Origin of the sequence: Streptococcus sp. 23.2 (genome assembly GCF_016648665.1) — a bacterium.
Taxonomy (GTDB): domain Bacteria; phylum Bacillota; class Bacilli; order Lactobacillales; family Streptococcaceae; genus Streptococcus; species Streptococcus salivarius_E.
This window is the reverse complement of record NZ_JACLQJ010000006.1, coordinates 45,380-67,291: the sequence shown is the minus strand read 5'-3', so window position 1 is coordinate 67,291 and position 21,912 is coordinate 45,380. Positions and strand designations below refer to the sequence as shown.

Below are 21,912 nucleotides of genomic sequence, written 5' to 3'. Positions count from 1 at the left end.
TAAAACAATTAAAGGGAGTTCGTTATGAAACTTAAAAAAATTCTCGGAATTACAGGATTGGCAGTCGCTTCAACAGTAGCTTTGGCTGCTTGTGGTGCTGGTGGTAATAAATCAGCTAAAGATGATAAAACTTTGACAGTTGGTATCATGACTTTGGATGATACAACTGAGCCATTGTGGGATAAAGTCAAAGAATTGGCTAAAGACAAGGGTGTTACTATCGAGTTGAAAGAGTTCACAGACTACAACCAACCAAATGAAGCCCTTAAAAACGGTGAAATCGATGTTAATGCTTTCCAACACATTTATTTCTTGAACAACTGGAACAAAGAAAATAAAGGTGATGTTGTTGCGGCAGCTGACACACTTCTTAGCCCAATCCACCTTTTCTCAGGTACTGAAAACGGAAAAGCTAAGTATAAAGATGTTAAAGAGCTTCCAGAAGGAGCTACAATCTCAGTACCTAACGATGGTACAAACGAAAGCCGTGCTTTGACACTTCTTCAAACAGCTGGTTTGATTAAGTTGGATGTTAAAGATGGTGAATTGGCAACTATCAAGAACATTTCTGAGAATCCAAAGAAATTGGACATCAAAGAAATCTCAGCTGAACAAGCTGCCCAAACGCTTTCATCAGTAGATGCAGCGGTTGTTAATAACTCATACGCACAACAACAAAACGTTAACTATGATACAACTCTCTTCCAAGAAGAACCAAGTCAAGATTTGAAAGATTGGGTTAACGTCATTGCAGCTAATAAAGATTGGGAAAAATCAAATAAAGCTGATGCTATCAAGACTTTGATTAAAGCATACCAAAACGATGAAGTAGCACAAATCATCTATGATGCATCTAACAAGGTTGACCTTCCAGCATGGAAAGGTGCCCCAACACAAGATCAATTGAAAGCTAATTCAAAGAAATAAGCTAAAGACAGAGGGCGTGTGAGAGCACGCCATTTTGTCGTGTATGAAGGAGACGATTTGATGGCATTTTCAAGTGAAGAAGAGCAGTTACGAAAATTTCGTAACGATGAAATTGCTCAGCACTATTTTGAAGTCTTGCGGACTTTGATTTCTAAAAAATCTATTTTTGCTCAAAATATTGGTCTCTATGACGTGGCTGCTTACCTTGGTGAGATTTTCTCTGGTGTTGGTGCAGAGGTGACAATTGACGAGACCTATACGGCACCATTTGTCTTGGCAAAATTCAAGAGTCCAAATCCAGATGCGAAAACAATTATTTTCTATCAACACTATGATACGGTTCCTGCGGATAATGATCAGCCATGGACAGATGAACCTTTCCGTCTGACAGTTCGTAAGGGCTACATGTATGGTCGTGGTGTTGATGATGATAAGGGGCATATTACAGCTCGTTTGACAGCCCTGCGGAAATATATTCGAGAGGTTGGCGACCTTCCTGTAAATATTACGTTTATGATGGAAGGGGCTGAAGAATCTGCATCAACTGACCTTGAAAAATATTTGGAAAAATACCGAGATGACCTTCTTCCAGCAGACCTATTGGTTTGGGAGCAAGGAAATCGAAATAGTAAAGGTCAATTGGAAATCACAGGGGGCAACAAGGGGATTATTACCTTTGACTTGTCTGTCGAGAGTGCTGATGTTGATATCCACTCTAAATTTGGTGCAGTGATTGAATCGGCTTCGTGGTACTTGCTCAACGCTATCTCAAGCATGAGAGATGATCAGGGACGTATCCTTATCGACGGTATCTATGAAAAGATTGTCCAACCAAACGAACGAGAGATGGATCTTATTGAAACTTATGCCATTGAAAATGCAGATAGTCTTCGTAAGATTTACGGCTTAAAACTACCCATTTTAGAAAGTGACCGCCGAGCTTTCTTAAAAACTTACTATTTTGAACCTGCCCTTTCCATTGAAGGCATTTCAACAGGTTATCAGGGGCAAGGGGTTAAGACTATCTTACCAGCCCAAGCCAGAGCTAAGATGGAGATGCGTTTGGTCCCTGGCTTGACGCCTGAGTACGTTTTGGAGTGTATCAAGGCACACCTCAAAAAAGAAGGATTTGACCGTATCAAGGTGACCTTCACTCTTGGTGAAGAAAGTTATCGTAGTGATATGTCTGATCCAGCTATTGTCAATGTTATTGAGTTAGCAAAAGGCTTTTATGAAGAAGGCGTTGCTGTGCTTCCAACGGCAGCAGGTACAGGGCCTATGCATATGATTCATCAGGCTTTGGGTGTTCCTATGGCAGCCTTTGGTATAGGAAATGCCAACAGTCGTGACCATGGTGGGGATGAAAATGTCAGCTTAGCAGATTACTACACCCACATTGAACTAATTAAGGAGTTAATTGCAAGTTATGAGTAATGTCATTATTGATTTGAAAAATATTGATATCACCTTTACGCAGAAACGCCGCACTATTCAAGCGGTTAAGGATGTGTCTATCCAGATTGAAAAAGGTGATATTTACGGAATTGTTGGTTATTCAGGGGCTGGTAAATCTACCCTTGTGCGTGCGATCAATCTTTTGCAAGTGCCTACAGCTGGTAAAATCACTATCGGTAAAGATGTGACTTTTGCAGATGGTAAGGTCCAATTGTCGACAAAAGAATTGCGTCAGAAACGTCAAACGATTGGGATGATTTTCCAACACTTTAACCTTATGGCTCAAAAGACGGCTTATGAAAATGTAGCCTTTGCCCTTCGTCATTCTAAACTAAGCAATGAAGAGAAAGACAAAAAAATTCGCGGTCTTTTGGAATTGGTTGATTTGGCTGATCGTGCTGAAAACTATCCTGCACAATTATCAGGTGGTCAAAAACAACGTGTAGCGATTGCCCGTGCCTTGGCTAATGATCCTGAAATCTTGATTTCAGATGAGTCTACATCAGCTCTTGACCCTAAAACAACTAAGCAAATTCTTTCACTATTGCAGGATTTGAATAAAAAACTTGGGTTGACAGTGGTTATGATCACCCACGAAATGCAAATTGTTAAAGATATTTGTAACCGTGTTGCCGTTATGCAAAATGGTCAACTTTTGGAAGAGGGCAGTGTACTTGATATCTTCTCAAATCCTCAAGAAGATTTGACACAAGAATTTATTGAAACTGCAGCAGGGATTGAAGATGCCTTGGCTAAGATTAATGCACAACCTTTGGTGAAAAACTTACCAAGCTCAGCCCTTCTCGTTCAACTTAAATATGCTGGTTCTTCAACAGATGAGCCACTCTTGACCGAACTTTTCAAAGAGTACGGAGTTTCAAGTAACATCCTTTATGGTAACGTTGAGATTCTAGGTGATACTCCTGTTGGTGAATTGGTCGTTGTCTTGGATGGTGAAGCGGATCAGGTTCTTGCTGCTCAAAAAGCGATTGAAAATGCAGGTGTCAGCTTGCAAGTACTTAAGAAAGGAGCCCAATAATGGCAGATTGGATTCAACAAAACTTTCCAGATATTTATCGTATCGGTATGCAGGGGGTTAACTCTTGGCCAGACGCCATCTATGCGACTCTCTACATGACGGTTATTTCCTTCATCATTGGGGGACTTCTTGGTCTTGTTATGGGGCTCTTCTTGGTATTGACAGGTCCTCGTGGAGTTATTGAAAATAAATTTGTTTTCCAAATCTTGGATAAAATCACTTCAATCTTCCGTGCCATTCCTTTCATTATCCTCTTGGCGATTTTGAAAGGATTCACTTACTTTATCGTGGGGACTAACCTCGGTATGACAGCGGCCTTGGTTCCATTGTCAGCTGCAACCTTCCCATTCTTTGCACGTCAAGTACAGGTGGTGCTTGCAGATCTTGACCGTGGCGTTATTGAAGCAGCACAAGCTAGTGGTGCAACACTTTGGGATACGATTAAGGTTTACCTTAGTGAAGGTCTACCTGAGTTGGTTCGTGTATCAACCGTAACTCTGATTTCCCTAGTCGGTGAGACTGCAATGGCCGGTGCTATCGGTGCCGGTGGTCTTGGTTACATCGCCATCTATTATGGATATAACCGTTCTAGTACATCAGTTACCATTTTGGCAACTTTCTTGATTTTGATTTTGATTTTCCTTATCCAATTCTTGGGTGATTTCTTGACTCGTAAATTGAGTCATAAATAGGATTTGAGAGCCTGTTTGCTACAGGCTTTTCTCATGTCTTGACGATTTCAGATATTTATCATAGTATGGAAGCTATCGAATGCTTATGGTTAAGCTAACCATAAAAAAGGAGTTAATGAGTTATGAAACGTTTTATTTCAACTTGGAATAGGACCAGTCTAATTAAGCGTATTGCCATTGGTGTGGTAGTGGGTGCTGTGCTTGGTTTGCTTGTTCCTAAGTTTACGGTTATTGGTCTCTTGGGAGACATGTTTGTTGGTGGTTTGAAGGCAATTGCCCCACTTTTGGTCTTTGCCTTGGTTGCCAATGCCCTTTCCCAAACGCGAGAAGGTCAACAAAGCAACATGAAGACAGTTATTGTTCTTTATCTCTTTGGGACCTTTGCGGCTGCTTTGACGGCAGTTATTTCTCACTATATTTTTCCAATTTCTTTGAAGTTGGGAGCAGCTGCAGCGACTAAAGCAACGGCACCTCAAGGTGTGGGAGAAGTTTTTAAAGATTTATTGCTTAAGATGGTAGATAACCCTGTCAATGCCTTGGCTCAAGCCAATTATATTGGTGTTTTGGTATGGGCAGTTGTCTTTGGTTTCGCCATGCGAACAGCTAGCAATCATACGAAGGATTTGCTTAATACCTTGGCAGAAGTGACGTCACAAATCGTTCGTTGGATTATCAACTTGGCCCCATTTGGTATCCTTGGTCTTGTCTTTAATACTATTTCTGAGAATGGTGTTGGTGTTTTGGCAGATTATGGTATCCTAATCCTTGTTTTAGTGGGAACAATGGCCTTTGTTGCCTTGGTTGTTAATCCAATCATTGCTTTTGTGATGATGGGCAAAAATCCTTTCCCACTAGTTTTCCGTTGTTTGAAAGACTCTGGGATTACAGCCTTCTTTACTCGCTCGTCAGCAGCCAATATTCCAGTTAACCTTCAACTTTGTAAGGATCTTGGTTTGAATCCTGATACCTATTCGGTTTCTATCCCTTTGGGGTCAACTATTAATATGGCTGGAGCAGCCGTGACAATCAATGTCTTAACGCTTGCTGCAGTAACGACTTTGGGAATTCAGGTCGACTTTGCGACAGCACTCATTCTTAGTGTGGTTTCAGCTATTTCTGCTTGTGGTGCCTCAGGTATTGCTGGAGGATCCCTCCTATTAGTGCCAGTAGCATGTAGCCTCTTTGGTATCTCAAATGATTTGGCCATGCAGGTTGTCGGTGTCGGCTTTATCGTAGGTGTCATCCAAGACTCCTGTGAAACAGCCCTTAACTCTTCAACAGACGTTCTCTTTACAGCAGTAGCAGAAAAGAGCCGTTGGAAGAAAGCATAGCTAATTGTATAAGGTCGGCCTATTTGGCTGGCTTTTTGATTTTAGAGAAAACATAGTCAAAGACTATAGCTAGCTCAAGGATCTATCATCTTTAAAAAGCCCATAAAATATGGTAAAATAAACCGTTCAAAGAGAAAAAGTGAAACATTTATGACTAATAATTTATTGGTGCTTCAATCAGACTTTGGTTTGGTTGATGGTGCTGTTTCGGCCATGATTGGTGTGGCCCTTCAGGAAGAACCTAGTTTGGGAGTTCATCATCTGACACATGAGATTACCCCCTACAACACTTTTGAGGCTTCTTATCGTCTGTTTCAGACCGTTGAATACTGGCCTGAGGGGACAACCTTTGTTTCGGTAGTTGATCCGGGTGTAGGTTTCTCACGTAAAAGTGTGGTTGCCTTAACAAAGACGGGGCAATATATCGTCACACCAGATAACGGGACACTTTCTTATATCAAAAAGGTTGTTGGTATCGTGGCTGTTCGTGAGATTTCAGAGGTTGAGAATCGTCGTAGCAATACAGAACTTTCTTATACCTTCCATGGTCGTGATGTTTATGCCTATACAGGGGCTAAATTAGCTTCTGGTCATATCAGTTTTGAAGAAGTCGGTCCTGAGTTACCTGTGGACAAAATTCTAGAACTTCCAGTGGTTGAAACCATCATAGAGGATAATTTAGTTCGTGGTGCGATTGACATTTTGGATGTCCGTTTTGGCTCTCTTTGGACCTCTATCACACGTGATGATTTTTACGCTTTAGACCCAAACTTTGGTGACCGCTTTGAAGTAACCATCTTTAACAATGATATGTTGGTTTATCAAAATCAGGTTACCTATGGAAAATCATTTGCGGATGTTCGTATTGGTCAACCAATTATTTATATCAATTCCCTCTATCGTGTCGGTTTAGCCATTAACCAAGTGTCTTTTGCCAAGGCATATAATATTGGTGTAGGCTCTAACTGGCACATTGAAATTAAACGTTTAGGAGATTAAAGTAAGATTATGAAGAATAATTCAATTCGTACAGTAGTTGCGACAGGTATTGGTGCAGCACTCTTTATTATCATTGGTATGTTTGTTAATATTCCTATTTTTGGGAACACTAGCATCCAACTTCAGTATGCTGTTCAAGCACTATTCTCAGTTGTTTTTGGGCCTATTACAGGTTTCTTTATGGGCTTTATTGGGCATGCGCTTAAAGATGGCATTCAATACGGAAATATCTCATGGGCTTGGGTACTTGCAAGTGCTATTACAGGTCTTGTGATTGGTCTATTTAGTAAAAAATATGACGTCACAACTGGCAAGTTCTCTTTGATGAGTATGATTTGGTTTAACCTAGTACAAGCATTGGCCCTCCTTATTGCCTATGGTATCGTTACTCCTATTGGTGATAGACTCCAATTTGCACAAGCCTGGTCATACCTTTATGCACAAAGTTTTGTAGCTGGCGTAGCTAACTTTATTACAATTGCAATTGGAGGAACCCTCCTTCTTGCAATCTATGCTAGCTCACGTACACAATCTGGTAGTCTTACCAAAGACTAGCATGAATCATAGGAGAGTGGGACTGTCAGTTTGTTTTGATACCTCCTCTCTTTTTTAGTAGAAACATGGATAAATACATTAGTTTTAATCAGTTTACATTTCAATATGATGCGCAAGCAGAAGCGACGCTTAAAGATATCAGCTTTGATATTGCCAAGGGCGAGAAAGTCCTAATCTTAGGTCCTTCTGGTAGTGGAAAGTCGACTCTAGCTCAGTGTCTCAATGGTATCATACCTAATATTCATAAAGGTCAGGCACAAGGCCAGGTAAGGATAGATGGTCAGGATATTTTTAAGCAATCTATCTATGATAAGTCACAGTTGGTATCGACGGTATTGCAGGATCCGGATGGTCAGTTTATTGGCCTAACTGTAGCCGAGGATTTGGCTTTTGCTTTGGAGAATGATTGTGCTGATCAAAGTGAGATGAAAGATAAGGTAGCCCTCTGGGCTGAGCGTCTAGACTTGACCTCTCTTTTGAATCACCGCCCTCAAGATTTATCAGGTGGCCAAAAGCAACGAGTCAGTTTGGCTGGTGTCTTGATTGATGAGAGTCCTATTCTTTTATTTGATGAGCCTCTGGCAAATTTAGATCCTAAATCAGGACAGGAAACCATTGATCTCATTGATAAGATCCACAAGGAGGTGGGAGCTACGACGATTATTATTGAACATCGCCTAGAAGATGTTCTTTATCGTCCCGTTGACCGCATTTTACTGGTCAATGAAGGAGAGCTCATCTTTAATGGTAGCCCAGATGAGCTTTTATCGAGTACGCTCTTGCTAGAAAATGGGATTCGCGAACCTCTATATGTGACGGTTTTACGTCAGTTGGGATTTGACACAAGGAGTGCACAAAATCTTAGTCAATTAGATGCTTTAGACTTATCTGACCTTGCTCTGCCAGACAGAGTTTTGAAAGATAAAAGAGACAGTTCGAGTGACTCTATTTTGAAGGTTGAGGGGCTTAGTGTTTCCTATGGAGATAATCCAACAATTATAGAGGATCTGTCCTTTAGCTTGAAAAAAGGTGAGCGACTAGCGATTGTCGGTAAAAATGGGGCTGGGAAGTCGACGCTTGCCAAGGCTCTATGCGGTTTTGTCCCTAGTCAAGGGAAATTAACTTACGAGGGTCAGGATATTAGTCAGGATAGCATTGCCGAGCGTTCAGAACGTATAGGCTTTGTTTTGCAAAACCCAAATCAGATGATTAGCCAAACTATGATTTTTGATGAGGTCGCTCTTGGTTTGCGTTTGCGAGGTATTGAAGAGGCTGAGGTTGAAGAGCGTGTTCATGAGGTCTTGAAGACTTGTGGTCTCTATAGTTTTCGTAAATGGCCCATTTCTGCGCTTTCCTTTGGTCAGAAAAAGCGCGTGACCATTGCGTCTATCTTAGTTTTGAAACCTGAAATCATTATCTTGGATGAGCCAACGGCTGGTCAAGATTACAAGACTTACACAGATATCATGAATTTCTTGGACAGTCTTCAAAAGCAAGGTCATACGATTGTGATGATTACTCATGACATGCAGCTCATGTTGGAATATAGCGATCGTTGTCTCGTTGTGGTTGAGGGTGAAATCATTGCAGACGACAAGCCTGTTACAATTCTTAATCAGAAGGATTTACTAGAGTCAGCTAATCTCAAGCAGACATCTCTTTATACTTTGGGTCAGAAATTGTCAAGTGATCCAGTAGAAGTAACCCAGTATTATATCGAAAAAAGGAGGCCCTAATGTCTAATCGTTTAATTGGTTATCAGTCAGGTCAAGGTTTCCTCTATGATTTGTCTGGGGCAAGTAAGATGCTTTTCTTTATCTTGGTTTCAGTTGCTTGTATGGCAACCTATGACCCACGTTTTATTCTAGCAGTAGGCTTACTTTCTATTTATCTCTTTTATTTGGCCAAGATTCGTTGGCGAGATATTTCTTTCGTTGTTAAGATTATTGGATCGATTGCTCTCTTTAATTTACTTATGGTCTACCTTTTCGCACCTGGCTATGGTGAAGAAATTTATGGGGCTAAGACAGTTATTATTGAAGGCTGGGGGCGTTTCTATCTAACCAGTCAGGAGCTTTTTTACCTTGCAAATCTATTGCTCAAGTATTTTTCAACGGTCCCTCTTGCCATTCTTTTTCTTATGACCACTCATCCGAGTCAGTTTGCGGCTAGCCTAAATCAAATTGGGGTTCCTTATAAATTTGCCTATTCCGTGAGTTTAACCTTGCGTTATATTCCAGATGTTCAAGAAGAATTCTTTACGATTCGTAAGGCTCAGGAGGCTCGTGGTTTGGATTTGTCGCAAAAGGTGGGATTGGTCAAACGCATTCGCGGGAATCTCCAAATTGTTCTTCCACTAATTTTTTCATCTCTCGAACGAATTGATACCATATCGACAGCCATGGAGTTACGACGATTTGGTCGCTACAAAAAACGTACATGGTATGTGCATAAATCTTTGATGAAACAAGATTACCTTGTCATCCTATCAGCTATCCTTATATTGGGGATTAGTATTGGATTAATTTTCTTCAATCATGGTCGTTTTTATAATCCATGGAGATAATGCTCTTAGCATAGAGAGAATCTGCCATTAAGCATAATAAAAAAACGTTCCCGTCTTGTCCAGATGAACGAGATTGGAACGTTTTTTGTTATTTCAAATAGCCTAAATAATCAAATTTTTCTAGTGTCCGATTGTCGGCGACAACTAGGATGATTCCTTCGTCAGGTAGTTTCTTAATTGGGTCAAAGTGAGTGTTTAACTTGCCATTTTGCTCATCTCTAAAACCAATAACGTTGACGTTATAATTTTGTCTTAGATTTAATGTATGCAAAGACTTTCCAGCCCATTCCTTTGGAATTTTAAGTTCAATTAAAGCCACGTCGTCCTCTAAATGAAAAACATTTGAAATGTTATAACGGAGGATGTTTGAAGCCAATTCTTTTGCTGTGCTACGCTCAGGAGTGATGACCCAGTTGGCCCCCATTCCGTAAAGGACTTCCTCATAATTGTTATTCATAGCTTTAGCAATAATATTTGTAATGCCAAGTTTTTTACATTGCAGGAGCGCCAGTGCAGAAGATTCTAAGTGTTCTCCAGTTGCAATAATGACCGTATCGCAAGTATCAATACCAGCAGAACGTAGAAAGTCAATGTCAGTAATGTCACCAACAGCGGCCTTAGTCACCTGATCAGCAAGGGAATCAATTGTTGTAGAGTTATTATCTAAGGCAATAACATCTTGTCCAAAAGAGGAGAGTTCGGTTGCAATGGTTTGTCCAAAGATTCCCAAACCGAGGACCCCAATAATTTGTGTTTTCATATAAAATCCTTTCAGAATATTGTCAATGAATAAAATTGTTTAGCCAACTGAAATATCAGTTGGGGCATAAGAGACATGCTTTTCTTTTTTGGTCATCAAGCTCAAGAGAACAGTGATAGGTCCAACACGGCCAATGAACATCAGAGATATGATAACGAGTCGTCCTAGAGTATTTAGATTAGGGGTCAAATCCATTGAAACACCAACAGTAGCAATGGCTGACACACTCTCAAAAAGTAGGCCTAGGGGCGATAGCGTAGGATTAGTCTCCAGCAAAATAACATAGCCGACAAAGAGCATTGTTAGGAAAAAGAGTATAACTGTGAATGCTTGTAAAACAGTCTTATTAGATATAATACGATTTCGAAAAACAACGCTCGAGTTACCAGATAGCTCTGACTTAAAAAGCAGGAACATGATAGTGGCAGTTGTCACCTTGATACCACCCGCAGTTCCTCCAGGACCACCCCCAATAATCATTTGAATCATAAAAAGAAGATTTGTGGAGAAATCGGCATTGGTATAGGAAATAGTTGCAAAGCCAGCGGTACGCATGGTTACAGTCTGAAAGAAACTTACCAGAAGTTGTTGCCAGACATTGAGAGTACCGATTGTCTTAGAGTTATCCATTTCCAGTAACCAAGCAAGTAGTGTTCCTCCTAAGAGGAGACAGCCTGTACTTATAAGAACAAGACGGCTTTGATTGCTGAAAGGTCTACAAGCTAATTTCCAATTCCTTGGACGATCTTTAATATAACGTCGCAATAGTTGAATCAAATCAATCCAAACTGCAAATCCCAAACTTCCAGACATAATGAGAAAAGCTACAGCAAGGTTAATGGTTGGATTGGTTGCATAATCCTGTAAACTGTTAGAACCTAAGTTGTCAAATCCAGCATTACAAAAGGCAGAGACAGCTAGAAAGAGACTATTAAAAATGCCGTGACCAAGTCCAAAACGAGGAATGAAATCAGTCATAATCACAAGTGCTGCCAAAACTTCAATAGAAAAAGTAATTTTATAGACCTTAAAAAGATAAGCTTTCAAATCTTTTTGGTTATCCCTGCTAAGTGCGGATTGAAGGAGATCTTGATCACTCAGTCCTAATTTATTTTTCAGGGTATAGGTGCTAAAGGCTATAAGAGAGACGAGCCCAAGTCCTCCCGTCTGCATGAGAAGCATAGAGAAAATTTGACCGAGACCATTGTATGCCTTACTGACCGGGACAACAGAAAGTCCAGTTACACAGACCATTGACACAGTATTGAAGAGATGATCCAGGTAGCTTGTTTCTGGACTATTAGCATAGTGGCTTATGGGAAGGCTAAGTAAAATACTTCCCACTATAATGACAAAGACAAAGCTGAGCACAAGCTTTTGCGTGACAGAAAGACGATTAATCAATGAAAACCTCCAAGTTATCATAAGAGTAAATAATAATCCAAGGAGTAAGACACCTCCTTGGATAAACGTTATAGCGGCTTCTTGTTAGGAATTCCAGCACGACGTGGGTATTTATTTGGGGTTTCTTTTTTCTTATCGACAATAGTGACATTACGTCCATCCCCATTTGGCAGTCTGTAGTTCTCGTTGAGAATAGGCTTGGCAAAAAGCGAGTTCAAGGCATTTTTAGCATCGGCTAACTCTTCATCAGCTGCTACAGCTTTAAGTGCAATAAGTTGTCCACCAACCTTCAAGAAAGGAATAGTCAATTCTGAGAGAACTTGCATGCGTGCGACGGCACGGGCAGTAACAATATCAAACTGAGCACGGAAGGCCTTGTCTTGTCCAAAATCCTCTGCACGTCCATGATAGAAGTGAACACCGCTGAGCTCAAGTTCATCAGCCAAGAGATTGAGGAAATTGATGCGTTTATTAAGAGAGTCGATGATAGTCACATCAAGCTCAGGGCAAAGGATTTTCATAGGGAGACTTGGAAATCCAGCTCCAGCTCCGATATCCAGAAGTCGAATACTTTGATTTTTAATATGCCCTTGAAGCACAGGAGCTAGGGAATCGTAGAAATGTTTGAGGTAGACCTCGTCTCTTTCTGTGATTGCAGTAAGGTTGATCTTTTCGTTCCATTCTACCAAAAGCTCAAAGTAGCGTTGGAATTGGTCTTTTTGTTTTTGGCTGAGATCGAACCCCAGTTCTTTCAGAGCCTTGTAAAAATCTTCAGGTGTCATTATATATTCCTTTTATCTAGTTTCAATGCTCTTATTTTACCATAATTAAGAGCTTTCATCTAACTCTATAGGACAGATGGGAACTGGGTCTGAGTAAGTTTCTCATTAGCTTTGAAAAAAGTTCTAAGTTTAAGAAATATGTAATATTAAAGGTGTTATTTTTTCTTAAAAATTTGATATAATACTAATTAAGTCTAAAATCATAATCATGTTCTCTAATGAAAAGTGAATGTAGGGGATTATGGTCTTGTGGATTGAAAATAGATCCCTATGGGGAAATTTAATTTGAGGATTAAGAATGATTTATCTTTCAGAAGTTAGAAAGTCTCCAGAGGGGCTCGCCTTTACCGAAGCACCTTCTTTGTTGGAGTCTATTAAAGAACGCTATAATCAAGTTTTAAATCTTGAAAAGATTCAAGCAAGTGGTCAGGTAGCCTATGATAATGGCTTGTACCTTTTGGACTATCAACTTAGCTATGATATTACCTTGCCATCTAGCCGTTCACTTGAACCTGTGACACTTAGCTTTAACTATCCAGTTTCAGAAACCTTTATACAAGAGGCAGATGCAGCTCTTCAAAAGGAATTAGTCGAAGAGAATCTAGTTCTTATCTTGGATGGGGATACCATTAATCTTGATGAGAGTATTCTAGATAATATTCTTCTTAATATTCCTTTGAGAGTATTAACACCTGAGGAAGAATCAGGACAAATTTCGCTCTCAGGTAATGACTGGGAAGTCTTGTCAGAAGAGGATTTTGCCGCACTTCAACAGGAGAAAAAAGAAGCAAGTAATCCCTTTGCCCAATTGAACGGTCTATTTGACGAAAATTAATTCAAAAAAATAAACTAAAAATATTTGACAATTTTAAAAATCTGTATTATTATATCATTAGAAGTTAATTTTCGGATTTATTTATAGGGTAAATCTACAGACTTTTTAAGGGAAATAGAAGTCAAAAAATTTTAAGAAAGTGGTAAATACTTATTATGAGCAAACGCATTTTGATTGTTGAAGATGAGAAAAACCTTGCTCGTTTTGTCTCTCTTGAACTTCAACACGAAGGATACGACGTTGTGACAGCAGACAACGGACGTGAAGGACTTGAAATGGCACTCGAGAAAGATTTCGATCTTATTCTCTTGGACCTTATGTTGCCTGAGATGGACGGTTTTGAAGTAACACGTCGTCTCCAACAAGAAAAAGATACTTATATTATGATGATGACAGCCCGCGATTCAATCATGGACATTGTTGCTGGTTTGGACCGTGGTGCTGATGACTATATTGTAAAACCTTTTGCGATTGAAGAACTATTGGCACGTATTCGTGCAACCTTCCGTCGCCAAGATATCGAAGCTGCTAAGAATGCACCAGCTAAAGCGTCAACTTATCGTGATTTGAAATTGGATGTTCAAAACCGTACAGTTGTTCGTGGTGATGAAGCAATTCCATTGACAAAACGTGAGTTTGATTTGTTGAACACACTTTTGAGCAATATGAACCAAGTGATGACCCGTGAGGAACTCTTACTTCAAGTTTGGAAATATGATGACGCCATCGAAACAAACGTTGTAGATGTTTATATTCGTTACTTGCGTGGAAAAATCGACGTTCCAGGTAAGGAATCATATATTCAAACAGTACGAGGAATGGGTTACGTTATCCGTGAAAAATGAGTAAATTACAAGATAAATTATTTGGTAAAGTAACCATTAGAAAAAAGTTGACCATGACAACTGCTGTGGTCTTCTTTCTTGTATTGTCGATGTTCACTCTGGTTGTTATTTTCTCAGCCAATACACTACTTTTACAACGTGAACGTCAAAATGTAAACACTACAATCTCAAAAGTTGTTACTTATATAGAAAAGGACTGGGACTCCGACGAAGAGTTGAGTCCAGAACCGCTTTTAGCTGCCCTTTATTCGCCTAAAAATATCTATGCATCGATCATTAATGGTGTGCTTTCCGAAAAGCACTCTTTGGATGGTCAGGTTGCGATTTCTAATAAATTATATTCTAACCAATCTGTTTTTGTTTATGACAAAAAGGGAACGTTTATCTTTACTTCTGAGGAGAACACAGACTCGCCTCCAGGTATGTCCGAGGTAAACAAATTGAAGTCAGTTTCCTATAAAGGGAAGCGTGGTTTCTTGCTGCAAGTTCCAATCTACGGTAAAGATAAAAAGACCATCGTTGGTTATGCCCAGATTTTCCATGATTTGGAATTCTACTATGCTCTGAAAGAGCGTTTGATTTTCTTATTGATTTTCCTAGAAGTGGGGATGACGGTTCTAGTTATCGCAGCAACTGTGGTTGTCTTGACATCTATTCTTCGTCCGATGAGACAGTTGCACGAAACGATGGGAGTTATCACCGATTCGCCAAGTGATTTGGAACTTCGTTCTAAGATTGAAAGTCACGATGAAATTGGTGATTTGGCGGTTAACTTTAACCGTATGATGGATAAAATCCAAGAAAATAATCAGATGCAGATGCGTTTCTTGAGTGACGTCAGTCATGAATTGCGTACGCCGATTGCGGTTATTAAGGGGCATATGGACCTCTTGCAACGTTGGGGTAAAAATGACCCTGAGATTCTTGAGGAAAGTCTTGAGGCTGCCAGTCACGAGGCCAACCGTATGACGATTATGATTAATGACATGTTGGATTCTATCCGTGTCAAAGGATCATTTGAAAATCACAGAAACGATACTTGTGATTTGAATTCTTCAATCCGTACGGTTATTGGTAATTTCCGTGTCTTGCATGAAGATTATCAATTCTACCTCAATGATTTCGAGAGCTCAGAGCGCCCAGCACAGATTTACAGCCAACACTTTGAACAGGCGATTACTATTTTGATTGATAATGCGGTCAAGTACTCTCCTGTTAACAAGGAAATCCAGGTTACAATTAAGGCTCTGGAAGATGAAATGTTGGTACAAGTGCAAGATAATGGTGAAGGGATCTCTAAAGAAGATATTGAGCATATCTTTGAGCGCTTCTACCGTTCAGATAAGGCACGTAACCGTACGACAACGCAATCTGGTGTTGGTATTGGTTTGTCAATCCTTTACCAGATTGTGGAGGCCTACCGATGTCGTATTGAGGTTAGTTCTGAACTTGGTGTTGGAACACGTTTCGACCTTTACATTCCATTTGCAGATGGAGAAACGACGACACCTCAACTTGAGCTTTAAATCAATTTATAAGAGACTTAGAGCGATTCTTGGTCATGGGCACGCCTCGTTTAGGGCGTGCTTTTTATGTGTTTTTATGGTAAAATAGAGTACCGAATTTCAAAGATTGGTGGTGAAGTGCATGCGTTGTCCAAAATGTCAACATAATAAATCTAGTGTTATCGATAGCCGTCAGGCAGAAGATGGGAATACCATTCGTCGTCGTCGTGAGTGTGATTCTTGTCATGCTCGTTTTACAACATTTGAGCGTGTGGAAGAAGTTCCACTTTTGGTTGTCAAAAAAGACGGTACTCGTGAACAATTCTCTCGCGATAAGATTTTCAATGGTATCTTGATGAGTGCTCAGAAGCGTCCGGTTTCTAGTGAGGATATCGAAAATGCCATCACCCGTATTGAGCAAAACATTCGCCGTAACCATGATGGAGAGGTTGATAGTGATGTCATTGGGAATTTAGTGATGAAAGAACTCGCTGACCTTGATGAAATTACTTATGTACGTTTTGCCAGTGTCTACCGTTCTTTCAAAGATGTTGATGAGATTGAAGAGTTGCTTCAAGAAATCACCAAAACTGTACGTGCGAAAAAAGAGTCTAAAAAATGAGACCTATTGAAGAATTTGTCTATGTTGGCAATCAGGTTATCGTTCCCGATCAGGCAAGTTTGATGCGTTGCTATTATCCCATTATTGGGAGTGAAGGATACGCTCTCTACCAGTATTTCGTGGCTTTTTATGACAATGGTAATCACCGCCATAAGTTTGCGGCTATTCTGAACCATCTTAACTTTGGAATGCAGCCCCTTCAGGAAGCACTGGCGGTTCTGACAGCAGTAGATCTCTTGGCCTTTTACCACTCACCTCAAGGGTTTTATGTTATAGAGCTTAAGTCTCCCTTATCAATTGAGCAGTTTCTAAAACATGCCGTTTATAGTTCACTTCTCGAGCAAAAGATTAGTGAACCAGCAGTAGACGCTTTGAAACCGGCAGGTCTACAAGGCTTGCAAGATTTATCTAAACGTTTTTCGGATGTCTTTACCGATGAGCGTTTGGCTCAAAAGTCTGTGTCTGAAATCAAGCCCAAAAATTCATTTGATTTAAGCAGTTTCAGGAATCGTATGCAGGCTGATGGGCTTGTATTTAAAGATGAAAAGACAGATGTGCCAGAAATCTATAAATTGTCTGAAACTCATGGCATGAATTGGTATGATACTTATCTCTTAGCTAAGAAGACAGCCGTGAACCACCAGATTATTGTCAAGCGTATGCAGGTGCAATTAGAGCAGGCTCAAGCTCAAACATTGGGTGGTGATTCTGCTTTGACGGAGACGGAGAAAAAAATTCTTAAAGCGGTTAGGTCTGAAAAACCTATAGATTATCTACAAAGTGCCAAGGGTCCTGGTGGTGCTGTGACTAATTCTGAGAAGAAGATTCTCACAGATTTGGCACAAAGAGGCTTTATGGATGAGGTCATTAACCTCATGGTTGCCTACAGTTTGGGACGGACACGTTCAACGAATGTGAATCGAGAGTATATCTCTAAACTTGCTAACGACTTTGACTTTAAGAATATCCTCACTGCCGAACAAGGGCTTTTAGCTTTGCGTAGTGGTTACAACAAGAAATCACAACAAGCAAAAGCTGATTCTAAGAAGAAAACAAATGTGCCGAGCTGGAGTAATCCAGATTATGATAATCAAACCAGTCAGGCTGATCAGGCTAAATTGGATGAAATTAGACGTCGGGCTTTGGCAAAACTAGAAAAAGGAAAGGAGTAGCCTATGGAAAGAGTTGGACAAACCCTAAACCGAACAGGGCATCATGGGTCTGGCAATGCAACAGATTTAACGAAGCAAATTTTGGCAGATCCAAGAGTGGCTAGCTTTATTCAAGAGCATAGCCTAAGCCAGGATGAAATCAAACGTAGTCTTCCTAAGTTTAATCAATTCCTGGTGGAATGCCGTAAGGTCAAAGAAGGTGATGCCTCCTATATTGCTAAAGGGTATGAGCCGATTCTGACCATGAATGAAGGCTACGCTGATGTGACCTATAAGGAGACGCGTCAGCTCAAAGAGCAACAAGAACAACAGGCTATCGCTAAACGGATTAATTTGGTGAGTCTGCCTCAGTCTTATCGTAAGATTACCTTTACGGATATTGCTCTAGATGATGTGGCGCGTGTGGATACCTTTGAGAGTCTCGTGGATTTTGTGGCGAATTACCCTAGTCCAGACCAGAAAGGCCTCTACATCTACGGAGACATGGGGGTTGGAAAATCCTTCATGTTGGCTGCTATGGCTCATGAACTTTCCGAAACCAAGAAGGTTGCGACGACCATTATTCATTACCCATCTTTTACCATTGATGTTAAAAATGGAATTAAGGACGGTTCTGTCAAGGAACAAATAGACGCTGTCAAACAAGCAGAAGTTTTGGTTCTAGATGATATTGGTGCAGAGCAATTCTCTTCTTGGATTAGGGATGATGTTTTGCAAGTCATCCTCCAGCATCGTATGATTGAAGAGCTGCCTACTTTCTTTACGTCTAACTATAGTTTTGCGGATTTAGAAGCTAAGTTATCCAATGGACGTCAAGGAGACGAGACTTGGCAGGCCAAACGTGTGATGGAGCGTATTCGTTTTCTTGCCAAGGAGGTTCACTTGAAGGGTGTTAATCGCCGCTAAGTTGAATCTCATAATGATAAAGAATAAGAGAGTTTGCTTCCCTTGGTGGAAGTGAGACTGCTAAATGAAGAAAGGAATCCCTATTTTTATCAGGGACTTAAACATATGACATTACCTACAGTTGCTATCGTGGGTCGCCCAAATGTTGGGAAATCGACCCTATTTAACCGAATTGCGGGTGAACGTATCTCTATCGTCGAAGACGTTGAAGGGGTAACACGTGACCGTATTTATACCTCTGCTGAATGGCTTAATCGCCAGTTTAGCTTGATTGATACTGGTGGTATCGATGATGTTGATGCACCATTTATGGAACAAATTAAGCACCAAGCCGACATCGCCATGACTGAAGCTGATGTTATTGTCTTTGTTGTTTCAGGTAAGGAAGGCGTGACAGATGCGGATGAGTACGTTGCCCGTATTCTTTATAAGACCAACAAGCCAGTTATCTTGGCGGTAAATAAAGTGGATAACCCTGAGATGCGTGCAGATATCTATGATTTCTATTCTCTTGGTCTTGGTGATCCCTATCCAGTTTCATCTGTTCACGGTATCGGTACAGGGGATGTTCTCGACGCTATCGTTGAAAACCTCCCAACAGAAGTTGAAGAAGAAAATCCAGATATCATCCGTTTCAGTTTGATTGGACGTCCAAACGTCGGAAAATCAAGTTTGATTAACGCCATTTTGGGAGAGGACCGTGTAATTGCTAGCCCAATTGCTGGTACGACTCGCGATGCCATTGATACAAACTTTGTGGACAGTGAAGGTCAAGAGTATACCATGATTGACACCGCTGGTATGCGTAAATCTGGTAAGGTTTATGAAAATACAGAGAAATACTCTGTCATGCGTTCTATGCGTGCCATTGACCGTTCTGATATTGTTCTTATGGTTATCAATGCCGAGGAAGGTATCCGTGAGTATGACAAGCGTATTGCTGGTTTTGCCCATGAAGCTGGTAAAGGGATTATCATCGTAGTTAACAAATGGGATACGATTAAGAAGGACAACCATACTGTTGCCAACTGGGAAGCAGATATCCGTGATCAGTTCCAATTTTTGAGCTATGCACCAATTATCTTTGTATCGGCTGAAACTAAACAACGTCTTAACAAGTTGCCAGAGATGATTAAACGCATCAGTGAGAGTCAAAACCGTCGTATTTCATCGGCTGTCTTGAATGATGTTATTATGGATGCCATTGCCATCAACCCAACACCAACTGACAAAGGAAAACGCCTTAAGATTTTCTACGGCACACAAGTTTCGGTTAAACCACCAACATTTGTTATCTTTGTCAATGAAGAAGAGCTTATGCACTTCTCATACATGCGTTTCTTGGAAAATCAAATTCGTCAGGCCTTCGGTTTTGAAGGAACACCAATCCACTTGATTGCTCGTAAACGTAAATAAAAAAAGAGACCAACCAGAATAGAATCTTTAAAGGTTGGTCTTTTGTCATTGTAAGGAGAAATGATGTTAGAAAATATTAAAGCTTATTTATCTAAACAAGGGGTTAAGTATATCAAACCTGAAAAAGCGGGTCCGCATCAAGAAGAGATGGAAGTGCTCAAGGCACTTGGTCAAGCAGCCCGTAAGGAAATGCAGACTTTGTCAAAAGTTTTAGAGGAGCGTTTGGCACCCTTTAAGATGGATCGTGTCAGCAATTGGGCCAATCAGGCACAAATATGTCGCCCACACTTTTGGTGCTATTATAGGGCCCCTGAGGACAGTTTAGACGATGTTGCCATGGCGATTCGCCTTTATGGTCAGCCTAAAAAATGGGGGATTTCTGTTGAGGTTAGCTTTGTCGAACGGAAAAAATCAGATACCACTCTAGCTAAGCAACATAAGGTCCTAGACTTACCGATTGCCCCCTCTCTATACTATTTTGCCCAGGAAGATGGTGTCAGTCATCGTGTAGAAGGAACTGAAGAGAATCGTCAGATGATTAAAGCAGCAGTTAGAGATGGTCGTATCCGCAAGGTATTGGTTAAGTATGATGTGGTAGTGACTACTAGTAAAACTATGGAAGAGTTAGTAGAAGAGCTTGCTGATGGATTTGATAAGTTGAAAGCCTATTACGAGAAAGCTAATAAAAACTAAAAAATCTCCAGGTTCTTTCTGGAGATTTTCCTTGTTATTTTGGTGCAATTACTTCAGCACCACCCATGTAAGGACGAAGAACTTCAGGGATAGTTACTGAACCATCTTCGTTTTGATAGTTTTCAAGGATAGCGGCTACTGTACGTCCAACAGCAAGTCCTGAACCGTTGAGAGTGTGAAGAAGTTTTACCTTACCATCGGCTTCGTCACGGTAACGGATTTGTGCACGACGGGCTTGGAAATCTTCTGTGTTTGAACATGAAGAAATTTCGCGGTAAGTATTTTGTGCTGGAATCCAAACTTCCAAGTCGTAAGTTTTCGCAGCTGAGAATCCCATATCGCCAGTACACAAAGTGATGACACGGTATGGCAAGTTAAGTTTTTGAAGAATGTTTTCAGCGTTAACTACCATTTTTTCCAATTCATCATAAGAGTCTTCAGGTTTTGAGAATTTGACCATTTCAACCTTGTGGAATTGGTGAAGACGAATCAAACCACGTGTATCACGACCAGCTGAACCAGCTTCTGAACGGAATGAAGGGCTCATAGCAGTGAAGTAGATTGGCAATTCTTTACCATCAAGGATTTCACCACGGTAGTAGTTTGTCAAAGGAACTTCGGCTGTTGGGATAAGGACATAGTCAGTACCGTCAAGCTCGAAAGTATCTTCCTTGAATTTTGGATATTGACCAGTACCGAACATTGAGTCGTGGTTAACCATGTAAGGTGTGATCATCTCAGTGTAACCTTCTTTAGCGTGCTCATCCAACATGAAGTTGTAGATTGCACGTTCCAATTTTGCTCCAAGTCCTTTGTAGAAGAGGAAGCGAGAACCAGTGACTTTAGCACCACGTTCCCAATCTAGGATACCAAGGTCTTCCCCAAGATCCCAGTGTGCTTTAACTTCAAAATCAAAGTCACGAGGTGTTCCCCAACGACGAACTTCTACGTTTTCGTCTTCGTTAGCACCTACTGGAACAGAGTCATTTGGTGTGTTTGGAAGTGTTACAACGATGGCATTAAGCTTTTCATCGATAGCAGCAAGTTCTGCATCGATTTCCTTAATTTCTGCAGAGACTTTTTGCATTGCTGCGATTTGTTTGGAAGCATCTTCTTTGTTACGCTTAGCTTGAGCGATACCATCTGAAGCAATGTTACGTTGAGCTTTGAGTTCTTCAGATTTGATAAGAAGTTCACGACGTTTAACATCAAGCTCTTTAAGTTCATTTAAAGTTTCAGCAGCGACACCACGTGTAGCCAATTTTTCGGCAAGGGCATCGAAGTCGTTACGAATACGTTTTACATCTAACATAAGTTCCTCCAAAAAGTAAAACACTCCAGTGAAAGTGTTGGAGTGACATAGGCCACGGTTCCATCCAACTTCACAGGAGTGCACTTGTTTATGTTT

The 21,912-nt window shown here is 40.6% G+C and carries 21 protein-coding genes; 17 read left to right on the top strand and 4 right to left on the bottom strand.

Translation table 11 applies throughout. From position 1 onward, the window contains the following. The first annotated feature begins 24 nt into the window (after positions 1–24). From H7T98_RS04825 to H7T98_RS04785, 9 genes are all read left to right on the top strand, one after another. Positions 25–927 carry a MetQ/NlpA family ABC transporter substrate-binding protein gene (locus H7T98_RS04825; RefSeq protein ID WP_002886572.1) on the top strand — a complete coding sequence of 301 codons (903 nt, stop codon included), beginning with the start codon at positions 25–27 and terminating at the stop codon, positions 925–927. Between the two features lie 60 nt (positions 928–987). Beyond that, the gene (locus H7T98_RS04820; protein ID WP_002883790.1) at positions 988–2,361 is read left to right on the top strand and encodes a M20/M25/M40 family metallo-hydrolase; all 1,374 of its coding nucleotides are present in this window, start codon (positions 988–990) and stop codon (positions 2,359–2,361) included. Beyond that, on the top strand, positions 2,354–3,421 hold the full coding sequence (locus tag H7T98_RS04815) for a methionine ABC transporter ATP-binding protein (protein WP_013990051.1): 1,068 nt from the start codon (positions 2,354–2,356) through the stop codon (positions 3,419–3,421). The genes H7T98_RS04820 and H7T98_RS04815 overlap by 8 nt, the downstream gene beginning before the upstream one ends. After that, positions 3,421–4,113, top strand: coding sequence for a methionine ABC transporter permease (locus H7T98_RS04810; protein WP_013990052.1), 693 nt, complete (start codon positions 3,421–3,423; stop codon positions 4,111–4,113). The genes H7T98_RS04815 and H7T98_RS04810 overlap by 1 nt, the downstream gene beginning before the upstream one ends. Positions 4,114–4,235: 122 nt before the next feature. Further along, positions 4,236–5,444, top strand: a complete 1,209-nt coding sequence (gene sstT, locus H7T98_RS04805) for a serine/threonine transporter SstT (RefSeq protein ID WP_013990053.1) — start codon at positions 4,236–4,238, stop codon at positions 5,442–5,444. Between the two features lie 150 nt (positions 5,445–5,594). Further along, the gene (locus H7T98_RS04800) at positions 5,595–6,443 is read left to right on the top strand and encodes an S-adenosyl-l-methionine hydroxide adenosyltransferase family protein (protein ID WP_048790679.1); all 849 of its coding nucleotides are present in this window, start codon (positions 5,595–5,597) and stop codon (positions 6,441–6,443) included. A gap of 9 nt (positions 6,444–6,452) precedes the next feature. Then, positions 6,453–6,998, top strand: a complete 546-nt coding sequence (locus H7T98_RS04795; RefSeq protein WP_048790680.1) for an ECF-type riboflavin transporter substrate-binding protein — start codon at positions 6,453–6,455, stop codon at positions 6,996–6,998. A 65-nt stretch (positions 6,999–7,063) separates the two neighbouring features. Further along, positions 7,064–8,734: an ABC transporter ATP-binding protein gene (locus H7T98_RS04790; RefSeq protein WP_201061385.1), complete on the top strand. Its 1,671-nt coding sequence runs from the start codon at positions 7,064–7,066 to the stop codon at positions 8,732–8,734. Beyond that, the gene (locus H7T98_RS04785) at positions 8,734–9,564 is read left to right on the top strand and encodes an energy-coupling factor transporter transmembrane component T family protein (RefSeq protein WP_037599013.1); all 831 of its coding nucleotides are present in this window, start codon (positions 8,734–8,736) and stop codon (positions 9,562–9,564) included. Before H7T98_RS04790 ends, H7T98_RS04785 begins: the two co-directional genes overlap by 1 nt. A gap of 88 nt (positions 9,565–9,652) precedes the next feature. On the opposite strand, the gene H7T98_RS04780 is transcribed toward H7T98_RS04785, so the two are convergent. From H7T98_RS04780 to rsmG, 3 genes are all read right to left on the bottom strand, one after another. Further along, the gene (locus H7T98_RS04780; protein ID WP_002889958.1) at positions 9,653–10,324 is read right to left on the bottom strand and encodes a potassium channel family protein; all 672 of its coding nucleotides are present in this window, start codon (positions 10,322–10,324) and stop codon (positions 9,653–9,655) included. Between the two features lie 39 nt (positions 10,325–10,363). Further along, positions 10,364–11,728 carry a TrkH family potassium uptake protein gene (locus tag H7T98_RS04775; protein ID WP_014633891.1) on the bottom strand — a complete coding sequence of 455 codons (1,365 nt, stop codon included), beginning with the start codon at positions 11,726–11,728 and terminating at the stop codon, positions 10,364–10,366. 68 nt (positions 11,729–11,796) lie between these two features. Further along, positions 11,797–12,510, bottom strand: a complete 714-nt coding sequence (gene rsmG, locus H7T98_RS04770) for a 16S rRNA (guanine(527)-N(7))-methyltransferase RsmG (RefSeq protein WP_155222411.1) — start codon at positions 12,508–12,510, stop codon at positions 11,797–11,799. Positions 12,511–12,808: 298 nt separating this feature from the next. On the opposite strand from rsmG, the gene H7T98_RS04765 reads away from it, so the two are divergent. The 8 genes from H7T98_RS04765 to H7T98_RS04730 all read left to right on the top strand — a co-directional run bounded on the left by H7T98_RS04765 (position 12,809) and on the right by H7T98_RS04730 (position 20,504). Further along, positions 12,809–13,345, top strand: coding sequence for a DUF177 domain-containing protein (locus tag H7T98_RS04765; RefSeq protein WP_002889961.1), 537 nt, complete (start codon positions 12,809–12,811; stop codon positions 13,343–13,345). A gap of 155 nt (positions 13,346–13,500) precedes the next feature. Beyond that, positions 13,501–14,190 carry a response regulator transcription factor gene (locus tag H7T98_RS04760; RefSeq protein ID WP_002883757.1) on the top strand — a complete coding sequence of 230 codons (690 nt, stop codon included), beginning with the start codon at positions 13,501–13,503 and terminating at the stop codon, positions 14,188–14,190. After that, entirely contained in the window at positions 14,187–15,716 is a 1,530-nt protein-coding gene (locus H7T98_RS04755; RefSeq protein WP_201061383.1) for a HAMP domain-containing histidine kinase, read from the top strand. Before H7T98_RS04760 ends, H7T98_RS04755 begins: the two co-directional genes overlap by 4 nt. A gap of 121 nt (positions 15,717–15,837) precedes the next feature. Further along, positions 15,838–16,317, top strand: a complete 480-nt coding sequence (nrdR, locus tag H7T98_RS04750; protein WP_002883820.1) for a transcriptional regulator NrdR — start codon at positions 15,838–15,840, stop codon at positions 16,315–16,317. Beyond that, positions 16,314–17,489, top strand: a complete 1,176-nt coding sequence (locus H7T98_RS04745) for a DnaD domain protein (RefSeq protein ID WP_201061381.1) — start codon at positions 16,314–16,316, stop codon at positions 17,487–17,489. The genes nrdR and H7T98_RS04745 overlap by 4 nt, the downstream gene beginning before the upstream one ends. Before the next feature lie 3 nt (positions 17,490–17,492). Continuing rightward, positions 17,493–18,395: a primosomal protein DnaI gene (gene dnaI / locus H7T98_RS04740; RefSeq protein WP_201061379.1), complete on the top strand. Its 903-nt coding sequence runs from the start codon at positions 17,493–17,495 to the stop codon at positions 18,393–18,395. A gap of 105 nt (positions 18,396–18,500) precedes the next feature. After that, entirely contained in the window at positions 18,501–19,811 is a 1,311-nt protein-coding gene (der, locus tag H7T98_RS04735) for a ribosome biogenesis GTPase Der (protein ID WP_002886596.1), read from the top strand. Between the two features lie 63 nt (positions 19,812–19,874). Continuing rightward, positions 19,875–20,504 carry a ribonuclease P gene (locus H7T98_RS04730; protein ID WP_201061377.1) on the top strand — a complete coding sequence of 210 codons (630 nt, stop codon included), beginning with the start codon at positions 19,875–19,877 and terminating at the stop codon, positions 20,502–20,504. 34 nt (positions 20,505–20,538) lie between these two features. On the opposite strand, the gene serS is transcribed toward H7T98_RS04730, so the two are convergent. Next, positions 20,539–21,816, bottom strand: coding sequence for a serine--tRNA ligase (gene serS / locus H7T98_RS04725; protein ID WP_201061375.1), 1,278 nt, complete (start codon positions 21,814–21,816; stop codon positions 20,539–20,541). Positions 21,817–21,912: the final 96 nt, after the last annotated feature.